Annotated in this window: 10 protein-coding genes; 4 read left to right on the forward strand and 6 right to left on the reverse strand. The window is 66.6% G+C overall.

Annotated elements, in window-relative coordinates:
* Positions 1–4 precede the first annotated feature (4 nt).
* From kdpA to pyrE, 4 genes are all read right to left on the reverse strand, one after another.
* A complete protein-coding gene (gene kdpA / locus H4O10_RS18490; protein ID WP_049453641.1) occupies positions 5–1,714 on the reverse strand; it encodes a potassium-transporting ATPase subunit KdpA in 1,710 nt (569 codons plus the stop codon).
* Between the two features lie 12 nt (positions 1,715–1,726).
* Positions 1,727–1,819 (reverse strand): potassium-transporting ATPase subunit F, encoded by a 93-nt coding sequence (locus tag H4O10_RS18495; protein ID WP_005407770.1) that lies wholly within the window; start codon positions 1,817–1,819, stop codon positions 1,727–1,729.
* 174 nt (positions 1,820–1,993) lie between these two features.
* The gene (locus tag H4O10_RS18500) at positions 1,994–2,659 is read right to left on the reverse strand and encodes a hypothetical protein (protein WP_005407771.1); all 666 of its coding nucleotides are present in this window, start codon (positions 2,657–2,659) and stop codon (positions 1,994–1,996) included.
* 19 nt (positions 2,660–2,678) lie between these two features.
* Positions 2,679–3,338, reverse strand: a complete 660-nt coding sequence (pyrE, locus tag H4O10_RS18505; protein ID WP_005407772.1) for an orotate phosphoribosyltransferase — start codon at positions 3,336–3,338, stop codon at positions 2,679–2,681.
* Between the two features lie 162 nt (positions 3,339–3,500).
* Here pyrE and H4O10_RS18510 point away from each other — a divergent pair, with 162 nt between their 5' ends.
* From H4O10_RS18510 to H4O10_RS18520, 3 genes are all read left to right on the forward strand, one after another.
* Positions 3,501–4,301 (forward strand): exodeoxyribonuclease III, encoded by an 801-nt coding sequence (locus H4O10_RS18510; protein WP_024956358.1) that lies wholly within the window; start codon positions 3,501–3,503, stop codon positions 4,299–4,301.
* Positions 4,298–5,671: an MFS transporter gene (locus tag H4O10_RS18515; protein ID WP_005412009.1), complete on the forward strand. Its 1,374-nt coding sequence runs from the start codon at positions 4,298–4,300 to the stop codon at positions 5,669–5,671. Before H4O10_RS18510 ends, H4O10_RS18515 begins: the two co-directional genes overlap by 4 nt.
* 77 nt (positions 5,672–5,748) lie before the next feature.
* Positions 5,749–5,979, forward strand: a complete 231-nt coding sequence (locus H4O10_RS18520; RefSeq protein ID WP_005407775.1) for a hypothetical protein — start codon at positions 5,749–5,751, stop codon at positions 5,977–5,979.
* Between the two features lie 79 nt (positions 5,980–6,058).
* Here H4O10_RS18520 and H4O10_RS18525 read toward each other — a convergent pair whose 3' ends face one another.
* Both H4O10_RS18525 and H4O10_RS18530 read right to left on the reverse strand, forming a co-directional pair.
* Positions 6,059–7,186 (reverse strand): anhydro-N-acetylmuramic acid kinase, encoded by a 1,128-nt coding sequence (locus H4O10_RS18525; protein ID WP_080353454.1) that lies wholly within the window; start codon positions 7,184–7,186, stop codon positions 6,059–6,061.
* 65 nt (positions 7,187–7,251) lie between these two features.
* Complete coding sequence (locus tag H4O10_RS18530; RefSeq protein WP_005407777.1) at positions 7,252–8,724, reverse strand: peptidoglycan DD-metalloendopeptidase family protein; 1,473 nt, start codon at positions 8,722–8,724, stop codon at positions 7,252–7,254.
* 167 nt (positions 8,725–8,891) lie between these two features.
* Here H4O10_RS18530 and tyrS point away from each other — a divergent pair, with 167 nt between their 5' ends.
* The gene (gene tyrS / locus H4O10_RS18535) at positions 8,892–10,103 is read left to right on the forward strand and encodes a tyrosine--tRNA ligase (RefSeq protein WP_005407778.1); all 1,212 of its coding nucleotides are present in this window, start codon (positions 8,892–8,894) and stop codon (positions 10,101–10,103) included.
* Positions 10,104–10,581 lie beyond the last annotated feature (478 nt).

The following is a 10,581-nucleotide window of genomic DNA, read 5'->3' on the forward strand; positions in this document are numbered from 1 at the left end:
GTCCTCAGTGCAGTCCCAGGCTCAGGTGGTCGGCGATCGGGCCGAGTACCAGCGCCGGCATGAACTGCAGCACGGTCAGGATGACGATCACCGAGACCAGGGTCAGGGCGAAGGTCGGCGTTTCGATCTGCAGGCTGCCGGCAGACTCCGGCGCCTGGCGCTTGGCAGCCAGCTGTGCGGCCACCACCAGCGGGATGATCAGCAGCGGGAAGCGGCCCAGCAGCAGCACCAGCGAGCAGCTCAGGTTCCACCACAGCGTGGCGTCACCCAGCCCTTCAAAGCCCGAACCGTTGTTGGCATAGGCCGAGACATACTCGTAGAACACCTGGCTGATGCCATGGAAGCCGGGATTGGAGGTGCCTGCCAGGCCGGGTACGGCCAGGGTGATCGCGGTGAACACCAGCAGGGTGATCGGCTGCAGCAGCACCAGCAGGGCCAGCAGGCGTACCTGTGGCGTCTCCAGCTTGCGGCCGAACAGTTCCGGCGTACGCCCGGTCATCAAACCGGCCAGGAACACGCCCAGCAGGAGGTACACGATGAACTGCTGCAGGCCGCAGCCGATGCCGCCCCAGATCGCGCTGACCAGCATGTTGACCATCGCGATGCCGCCACTGAGCGGCGCCAGCGAATCGTGCATGCCGTTGACCGAGCCGTTGGAGACCTGGGTGGTTACCGCCGCCCACAGCGCAGTGCCATCGGCGCCGAAGCGCACTTCCTTGCCTTCCATCAGCAGCGGGGTGGCGGCGCTGGCGCCATGCCCTTCGCTCCACATCATCGCGCCGGTGGACAGCAGCGACATGCCCAGCATGCAGCTGAACACCAGGGCGCCGAAGCGGCGCCGGCCGGTGAACGCGCCGATCATGAAGATCACCGCCATCGGCACCAGCAGGATGCCGACGATCTCCAGCGCGTTCGACAGCGGGGTCGGGTTCTCCAGCGGGAAGCTGCTGTTCGGGCCGTACCAGCCGCCGCCGTTGGCGCCCAGCTGCTTGGCCGCGACCATCGCCGCCACCGGTCCCAACGGCAGTTTCTGTTCGGCCATGCCGGCGCTGGCATCGATCGGCGTGGCCTGTGGGCCACCGGCCATCGTCGACGGCACGCCCTGACTGGTCAGCACCAGCGTCCACACCAGGCACAGCGGCAGCAGGAAGCGCACGCACAGGCGCACCACGTCCACATAGTAGTTGCCCACCGCCACCTGGCGGTCATCGCCGGCCCCGGTGGTCGCCGCAGCCTGCGGCGCACGCGAGAACAACGCGCGCAGCGTCGCCACCGCCAGCGCCAGGCCCATCATCGGCGTCACCACCTGCAGGCCGGTGATGCCGGTCATCTGCGAGAAGTAGGACAGCTGCGCCTGGCCCGAATAGTGCTGCTGGTTGGTGTTGGTCAGGAACGAGATCATCGTGTGCAGCGCGGTGTCCCAGCGCATGTTCGGGATCTGGTCCGGGTTCAACGGCAACCAGGCCTGGGTCATGAACACCGCCTGGGTCAGCACCGCGACCACCACGTTGCTCAGCACGAAGGCCAGCACATAGCCGCGCCAGGACATGGCGCGCGATGGATCGACGCCAAGCACCTTGTACAGCGGCTTCTCGATCCAATGGAACAGCACGTCGACCTTCATCGGCGTGCCGCGCATCACGCGCGCCAGGTACAGGCCCAGCGGCCACGCCAGCAGCAGGCTGGCGGCAATAATCACAAGCATCTCAGTCATGGCCGGCTCCGCTCAGAACGACTCGGGCCGCAGCACGACATAAAGGAGATAGGCGGCGGCAACCAGCACCAGCACGCCACACAACAACGACAGCCAGGGGGACATTGCAATAGCGTCCTGGTGGAACCCCTCCACCTCAGGCCGCCATCGTCGTCCTACCCCCCATAAACGCACTACGCGCCGGACCGGGCCGACGCGTAAAGAGTGCATAAATTCCGTGGGCCAACCCGTAACCAGGCCCGGGGTAGCGCCGGGCCATGCCCGGCGGAGGCCGCGCCGTCAGCCCGCCGGAGCGTCCGCCGGCACCAGCCCCTTCAGCTCGCGATAGCGCTGCAGGGTGCTGTCGATCTCGGCCTTCAACGCCTGCTGCTGCTGCACCAGCCCGGCCTGCAGGCGCTGCTGCGCCTGCAGCTGCGCATGCCGCTTGCGGATCGCCTCGGCCTGCTTGTCGGCCACCTTGGCGCCGGCCAGCTCGCGGTCTCCCGCCGCCGACAGCAGCGCCACCAGCGACTCACGCAGGCTGGTGACGTTGTACTCGGCGGTCTTCAGGTTGTTGTCCAGCACTTCCTGGCGCTCGGCAAACACCCGGCGCAGGTCGGCCTCGCTGCCGTAGGTGGACAACATGGCCTGCTCGGTGCGCTGGCGGGTCTGCTCGGCCATCAGGTCCAGCTGTTGCTGCTGCGCAGCGGTGCTGGCAGCGGCACGCTCCTCGTCGGTCAACGCGCGCTGGACCTGCGCATTGCGCAGGCCCGTGCTCGCATTGAATTCCTCGCGGGCATGGTTGACCGCGTCGGCCGGCAGCGAATCACTGCAGATCCGCTCCTTGCCCTCGTTCCAGCAGTACAGCTTCTTTTCCGCCTTGCCGCTGTCGCGCGACTGCGCCGGTACGGTGAATGGCACGACCAGCAGCAGGCCGGCGAAGAGGACAGCAGGAACTCGGGACATGACCTTTCCCCTGGGTCGGTCAGCGGATCGAACGAACGCCGTACTGGGCCCGGTAGGCTTCCAGCGGCTGCCGGTAACCCACAAGTTCCGGGTTGCCGGAGGCGAAATCAAGCAGATCGGCCAGCGATGCCACGGCGATCACCGGGATACCGGCTTCTTCGGCCACCGACTGCGCGGCAGAACGGCGGTCGGTCTCCGAAGCGATCTCCTGGCGGTCCAGCGCCACCACGATGCCGGCCGGGGTGCCACCGGCGGCGCGGATGATGCCCAGCGCTTCGCGGATCGCCGTACCGGCGGTGATCACGTCGTCGACGATCAGCACGCGCTTGCCCTGCATGTCGGCGCCGATCAGCTGGCCACCCTCGCCATGGTCCTTGGCTTCCTTGCGGTTGAACGACAGCGGCAGGTCGCGGCCACGCTGGGCCAGCTCACAGGCCATCGCGGTGGCCAGCGGGATGCCCTTGTAGGCCGGGCCGAACACCACGTCGTACTTGATCCCGCTGGCATCGATGGCATCGGCATAGCACGCGCCGAGCTGGGACAGCAGCGAGCCGGAGTCGAAGCGCCCGGCGTTGAAGAAATAGGGGCTCAGCCGGCCGGACTTGAGGGTGAACTGGCCGAAGCGAAGGGCGTCGGCGGTCAGGGCCAACTGCAGGAAACGGTGGCGGTGGTCGCTCATCAAAACTCGATTCATCTTCATTTGGAGCACAAATCCTAATCCAGCTGGGCGTTTCGCGCTCGTCCGGCCCCGTGTGAAGGCGCTGGCGGGCCCACCCGGCGGACTGCGCAGCCCTGCAGTCAACCGGTATGCTTGCCCGGTTTCCCGCCGTAGGTCTTCCGCATGCGCATCATCAGTTTCAACGCCAATGGCATCCGTTCCGCCGCGACCAAGGGCTTCCTCGACTGGTTCCGTGCCCAGGATGCCGATGTCCTGTGCATCCAGGAAACCAAGGCCCAGGAAGACCAGCTGAGCGACCCGATGTTCCGCCCGGACGGCCACCACTGCTTCTACCGCGACGCCATTACCAAGAAGGGCTACAGCGGTGTGGCGATCTACAGCAAGCGCGAGCCGGACCAGGTCATCACTTCGCTGGGCTGGGCCCCGTTCGACGACGAAGGCCGCTACATCGAGGCACGCTACGGCAACCTCAGCGTGGTCTCCTTCTATATCCCGTCCGGCAGCTCGGGCGACCTGCGCCAGGGCTTCAAGTTCGAAGTGATGGAATGGCTGCGGCCGATCCTGGAGGAGTGGGCGCGCAGCGGCCGCGACTACGTGCTGTGCGGCGACTGGAACATCGTGCGTTCGGCGCTGGACATCAAGAACTGGAAGTCCAACCAGAAGAATTCCGGTTGCCTGCCGGAGGAACGCGACTGGCTCAACGCCCTCTGCGCCGACCACGGCCAGGCCACCGATGTCGCCGCCGGTCGCGGCTGGGCCGATGCCTACCGCCTGCTCAACCCCACCGGAGAGGACTACACCTGGTGGAGCAACCGCGGCGCCGCCCGTGCCAACAATGTCGGTTGGCGCATCGACTACCAGTTCATCACCCCGGGCCTGCGTGACCGCCTGCGAAGCTGCTCGATCTACCGCGACGAGCGCTTCTCCGACCACGCCCCGTTCACCGTGGACTACGACCTGTGACCGAGGCTGCCAAGCCGCGCCGACCGTGGCAGCAGGTGTTGTCCAACCTGAGCCAGCGCAAGGTGCTGGCGATGCTGCTGCTCGGCTTCAGTTCCGGCCTGCCGATCTATCTGGTGGGCAACACGCTCGGCTTCTGGATGCGCAAGGAAGGCATCGAGCTGAGTACGATCGGCTTCCTGTCATGGGTCGGGCTGGCCTACACCATGAAGTTCCTGTGGGCACCGATCGTCGACAAGACCGACGTGCCTCTGTTCGGCCGCTTTGGCCGCCGCCGTGGCTGGATGCTGCTGTCGCAGCTGGTTGTGGTGGTGGGCCTGGTCGGCATGGCGCTGGTCCAGCCCAAGGGGGGCCAGATCCAGTTCCTGGGTATCGCATGGCAGCACATCGTCGTGTTCGGCGTGATGGCTGTGATCGTGGCGTTTGCTTCGGCCACCCAGGACATCGTCATCGATGCCTGGCGCATTGAAAGTGCTGACAACAGCGAGCAGCTTGGACTGCTGACCTCATCCTCGGCACTGGGCTACCGCACTGCATTGCTGGTCACCGATGCGCTGATCCTGATCATCGCGGCCCGTGTCGGCTGGCAGGTTTCCTACGAGATCATGGCCGTGCTGATGGCGCTTGGCGTGGTGGCCGTGGTCATGGCCCGCGAACCCGCGCGGGAAGTGGCTGCCGTGCAGGCGCAGGCGACCTCGCTGTGGACACCGCGCGGATTGTTCGACGCCGTAGCGGGACCGTTCATCGCCTTCGTCCGCGAGCATCGCAGCGGCGCGATCCTGATTCTGGTGGCCATCAGCGTCTATCGCATGGCCGACTTCGTCATGGGACCGATGGCCAACCCGTTCTACGTCGATCTCGGCCTGGACGAGGACACCGTGGGCGCGGTGCGTGGTTCGGTCGGGCTGGTCGCGACCTTCGTCGGTATTGCCGCAGCGGGCCTGGTCTCGGTCCGCTGGGGGGTGCTGGCGGCGCTGATGGTAGGCGCCGTGCTGGGGCCGGCCTCCAACCTGGCGTTTGCCTGGCTGGCCTATTCCGGCCCGGACACAACCCATTTCGCCGTGGCCATGGCAATCGACAACTTCGCCAGCGGCTTCGCCGGTACGGCGCTGATCGCCTACATGTCGAGCCTGACCAGCATCGGATACACCGCAACCCAGTACGCACTGCTGAGTTCGTTCTACGCGATGCCCGGCAAGGCGCTCAAGGGGCTCTCGGGGTGGTCGGTACAGACGCTCGCACAGGGCCGGACGTTGCTGGAAGGCTACGCGCTGTTCTTCGTCGGTACCGCGCTGGTGGCGATCCCGGTGGTGATCCTCTGCGCCCTGCTGATCCTGCAGCAGCGCCGTCGCCAGGCCGCCGGCTCGACCTGATTGCCTGCCCGCCCGGTCTGCGGGATCATCGCCCCGACGCGCCGAGGGGGCGGTGCCTTGCGAACGGGGAAGTGAGCATGGCCGACGTTGTGCTGCGGGACCTGGACCCGCTGCTGCTGGAACGTATCAAACGCGTCGCGGTCGCCCGCGGCTGGACCCACGAACAGACCTGTGCCGCCTTGCTGGAGCAGGGGCTGTTCAGCAGTGAACTGGAAGTCCGCTCCGGCTTCGGCGATCCGGAAGTGGATGCCCTGTCCGATGCCATTGCCGCCCTGCAGGCCTTGCCCGCAGGGCAAGGCTTCGATTAGCGGCCGCGCCGCAATGCTGTAGAGCCTAGCCCACGCCCGGCTGCCCGGTAGATCCACGCCACGCGTGGATGGCGCCACCTCACGCCAGGTGGATCGCACCCAGGATCCGCGGGCCCTTAGCTCCGGTCACGCTTGGCAGGTTGCCGGCCAGCCCGTCCATCGTCCGCTGCGCCAGCCATGCAAAGCCCATTGCCTCCACGTACTCCGGGTCCAGCCCGTGCACGGCGCTGGATTCCACCTGCACGTCCGGCAGCCGCGCCGCCAGGCGCTTCATCAGCTGCCGGTTGCGTACCCCGCCGCCACAGACCAGCAGGCGGCGGGTCTGCGGCTGCTGCGCCAGCAGCGCATCGGCCACCGTTGCCACGGTCAGCTCCAGCAGGGTCGCCTGCACGTCGGCCGCCGCGTACTGGCCCTCGGCCATGTGCGCCTCGGCCCAGGCCAGGTGGAACTGCTCACGGCCGGTGCTCTTCGGCGGCGGCAGCGCGAACCACGGGTCCGAGCGCCAGCCCGCCAGCAGGCCCTCGTCCACCGCGCCGCTGGCGGCGTACGCGCCGTCGGCATCAAAGGTGCGGCCGGTGTGGCGCTGGCACCAGGCATCCATCAGCGCATTGGCCGGGCCGGTATCGAAGCCACGTACCGCACCTTCGCGCGGAATCAGGGTCAGGTTGGCGATACCGCCCAGATTGAGCACGGCGCGGTCTTCGTCGGCCGTGCCCAGCATGGCCAGGTGGAAGGCCGGCATCAGTGGCGCACCATGGCCCCCGGCCGCCACGTCGCGTCGGCGGAAGTCGGAGACCGTGGTGATCCCGGTCAATTCGGCGATGCGGTTGCCGTCGCCCAGCTGCACGGTGAAGGCGGGGTCGGCCAGCGGCCGGTGACGCACGGTCTGCCCATGCGAGCCGATCGCGCGCACCTGGCTGCCGTCCACGCCAGCCTCGGCCAGCAGCTGGTTGGCGGCCCCAGCGAAGCTGATCGCGATCCGGGCGTCCAGCTCGCCCAGCTCCTCCAGCGAATCCAGTGGACCACCTTCGCCCAGCGCCACCAGCCGTGCACGCAGCACCGGCTCCCAGCGGGCGGTCAGGCCGTGCACGAAGCGGCAGCCTCCGCCGGCAGGAAACTGCACCAGCGCGGCATCGATGCCGTCGGCACTGGTGCCCGACATCAGGCCAAGGTACAGGGGGGCGTCAGTGTCGGCAGTCGTGTTCATGGCGGGCATAAAAAAAGGACGCGGCAAGCTTGTGCTGCCGCGTCCTTCTTCGTCAACGCAGGGGCTCAGCCGCGCTTGCGGCCGGTGCTGCTCTTGTCCTTGGCGCTGGCCACCTCGGGGGCGGCCTCGTCGCGGCTGGTCGGTGCCGGGCTGGCATCGGCGTAGATCAGCTTCTCCATGCCCTGGATGCGGGCCATCGCCGGCGCGGTCTGCGCGCGGAAGGCGACCAGCTCGGCGCCCTTCAGCGGCTCCGGCGGCGGCATGGTCACGGTCAGCGGGTTGCGGTGCTCGCCGTTGACGCGGAATTCGTAGTGCAGGTGCGGGCCGGTGGCCAGGCCGGTCGAGCCGACATAACCGATCACCGTGCCCTGGGCCACCCGCTGGCCGGTCTTGATGTTCGCAAAGCGCGACATGTGCCCATACAGGGTGGTGTGGCCACGGCCGTGGTCGAGGATCACCACGTTGCCGTAACCGCGCTGCACGCCGGCGAACTGCACGCGGGCGTCGCCGGCGGCCATGATCGGGGTGCCGGTGCGCGCGGCGTAGTCCACGCCCTTGTGCATGCGCATCTTGCCCAGCACGGGGTGCTTGCGCGCACCGAAGGTCGAGCTCAGCCGCGCGAACGGGATCGGCATGCGGATGAAGCTCTTCTTCAGCGAACGGCCGTTGATGTCGTAGTACTCGGACTTGCCGTTGCGGTCGAAGCGGAAGCCGGAATAGGTCTTGCCACCGGTGGTGAAAGTCGCCGCCAGAATCTTGCTGGTGTCCACCTTCTCGCCTTCGCGCCAGGTTTCATCCATCACCACGCTGAAGCGGTCGCCCGGCTGCAGGTCCTTCGAGAAGTCGATGTCGTACTTGAAGATGTCGTCGGTCATCGTCGCGATCGCCGACGGCGACAGCCCGGCGCGGCGGGCCGCGGCATACAGCGAGCTGGTGATCTCGCCACTGGTGACCACCGTGCGCGTGGAGGTCTCGCGCTTGGTCACCTTCTCCTTGATGTCGTCACCTGCCAGGCTCAGCTCCACCCGGTTGTCGGCATCGCGGTCGAAGCGGATGCTGCGCAGGTCGCCGGACAGGGGCATGTCGAAGGCGATCTCGGCGCCCGGGCGAAGCTTGGTCAGCGCCTCGCGCGCCCCCGGGTGGTCCAGTACCCGGTGCAGGGTGGTCGCCGGGATACCGGCCTTGTCGAACAGATCGCTCAGGGTCTGGCCGCGTTCCACGCGCAGCACCTGCCAGCTGTCACCGGGCACCTGCTGCTGGCGGGCCATGGCCAGCGGCGGCAACGGCAGTGCCAGGCTGGTATGGCTGTCGGCAAAGGGGGCGTCGATGGTGTGCGAGAAGCCCGGCACGATCGTCGCCACCAGGGCGCCGATGGTCGCGAACAGGCTGGCATGCATCCAATGGCGCCGGGTCCAGCGCTCGTTGAAGGCCGCGGGAAGATGTTGCCTGAGCTTCCGATGCAGGGCGTTGTCGTGCAGGACGTGGAGGCGTTCCTGGAAGCGCTGCTTGCGTGCGCGCCCTTGTTCGGAATTGTGCATCGGCGGTTTTTTCCTGGTGGCCCGGGAGCGGGGGCCTGATCGCCGGTTACCATAGACACCTGAGAAAACCGCGTCAAACCCTTGTGCCCATTGGCTTTTGTGAAGCCAATCGGGTTAACTTTGCTTTAACACCCCACACAAGAATCGGCGTTGCCGGGAGTAGTCACGTGTCCTCGATTGAAGAAGCCCTTGCCCAGATCGGCCGTGGTGCCGACGAGATCCTCAAGCTCGAGGATCTGCGTGCGCGCCTGCAGGAGGGCCGCCCGCTGCGGATCAAGGCCGGCTTCGACCCCACCGCGCCCGACCTGCACCTGGGCCACACGGTGCTGCTGAACAAGATGCGCCAGTTCCAGGACCTCGGCCACCAGGTCATTTTCCTGATCGGCGACTTCACCGGCATGATCGGCGACCCGTCCGGCAAGAGCCTCACCCGCAAGCCGCTCAGCCGCGAGGACGTGCTGGCCAACGCGCGTACCTATGAGGAGCAGGTGTTCAAGGTGCTGGACCGCAGCCGTACCGAAGTCCGCTTCAACTCGGAGTGGTTCGGCAAGATGGGCGCGGCCGACATGATCCGCCTGGCCGGCCAGCACACCGTGGCACGCATGCTCGAGCGCGACGATTTCGCCAAGCGCTACGCCGCCCAGCAGTCCATCGCCATCCATGAGTTCCTGTACCCGCTGGTGCAGGGCTACGACTCCGTGGCCCTGGAGGCCGACGTGGAGCTGGGCGGTACCGACCAGAAGTTCAACCTGCTGATGGGCCGTGGCCTGCAGGAGCACCACGGCCAGAAGCCGCAGGTGGTGCTGACCATGCCGCTGCTGGAGGGCCTGGACGGCGTCAACAAGATGTCCAAGTCGCTGGGCAACTACATTGGCATCAGCGAACCGGCCATCGACATCGTCACCAAGACCATGAAGGTGGACGACACCCTGATGTGGCGCTGGATCGAGCTGCTGTCCTTCGACATCAGCCAGGCCGAAGCCGTGCAGCTGCGCGAGCAGGTGGCCAATGGCGGCCTGAACCCGCGCGTGGTCAAGCTGCGCCTGGCGCGTGAACTGGCGACCCGCTTCCACGACGCCGCAGCGGCCGAGCAGGCGATCGCGGGCTGGGAAGCGGCGGTGACCGGGCAGGGCGACATCACCCAGCTGCCGCTGCAGGACGTGGCGATCCCGGTCGAAGGCCTGCGTATTGCTGCGCTGCTGACCGCGGCCGGCCTGACCCCGAGCAACTCCGAAGCCAACCGCAAGCTCAAGGAGCGCGCAGTCAAGGTGGATGGCGAAGTGGTCGAAGACGGCCAGCAGGTGTTGCAGCCGGGCTTCGAAGGCCTGTTGCAGGTCGGCAAGCGTACGTTTGCCCGCGTGCGCCTGGTTGCTGCCTGAGACAAAGGAAGGGCCGGCGCTAGCCGGCCCTTCCTTGTGCTCTTGTAGAGCCAAGCCCACGCTTGGCTGCTCTTCGCGGGAACCTACCGCAGCGCGCCGGATGAACGGATGCAACATCCGGTAAAAAAAATCGCCACACCCCCTTCACAAACGATGGGAATAGGGACATACTTCTCCTCCCCGTCGCAGGGGTCGCCACCAAGGGGCTTCAGCGACAACAGGGCGCCCACCACCGCCGAACGAGATGATCGAACGAAGGTGTTGACAGACTGAAAAAGTCTGGCATAATGGGCGGCTCGCTACGAAGGAAACTTCGCAGCACACGGGAGCGGCGCTGAGGCCACTTCCCAAGATCTTTGAAAGTATGCGCAGGTATCTTGTGAAGGCGCCTGCAGGAAGGATGATTGTCCATCTTGCAGACGTTTGATCAAGCAACTATTAATTGTTTTAAAGCAAGCGATACGTTGCCAGAATCAAT

Source organism: Stenotrophomonas sp. I18B00994 (genome assembly GCF_014145825.1).
In the GTDB taxonomy this organism is placed as follows: domain Bacteria; phylum Pseudomonadota; class Gammaproteobacteria; order Xanthomonadales; family Xanthomonadaceae; genus Stenotrophomonas; species Stenotrophomonas maltophilia.

Excerpts from the sequence above, each read along its gene's own strand:
- H4O10_RS18530 (WP_005407777.1), bottom strand. The coding sequence starts at position 8,724 with ATGCACAATTCCGAACAAGGGCGCGCACGCAAGCAGCGCTTCCAGGAA.
- H4O10_RS18500 (WP_005407771.1), bottom strand. The coding sequence starts at position 2,659 with ATGTCCCGAGTTCCTGCTGTCCTCTTCGCCGGCCTGCTGCTGGTCGTG.
- H4O10_RS18525 (WP_080353454.1), bottom strand. The coding sequence starts at position 7,186 with ATGAACACGACTGCCGACACTGACGCCCCCCTGTACCTTGGCCTGATG.
- pyrE (WP_005407772.1), bottom strand. The coding sequence starts at position 3,338 with ATGAGCGACCACCGCCACCGTTTCCTGCAGTTGGCCCTGACCGCCGAC.
- H4O10_RS18520 (WP_005407775.1), top strand. The coding sequence starts at position 5,749 with ATGGCCGACGTTGTGCTGCGGGACCTGGACCCGCTGCTGCTGGAACGT.
- kdpA (WP_049453641.1), bottom strand. The coding sequence starts at position 1,714 with ATGACTGAGATGCTTGTGATTATTGCCGCCAGCCTGCTGCTGGCGTGG.
- H4O10_RS18510 (WP_024956358.1), top strand. The coding sequence starts at position 3,501 with ATGCGCATCATCAGTTTCAACGCCAATGGCATCCGTTCCGCCGCGACC.
- H4O10_RS18495 (WP_005407770.1), bottom strand. The coding sequence starts at position 1,819 with ATGTCCCCCTGGCTGTCGTTGTTGTGTGGCGTGCTGGTGCTGGTTGCC.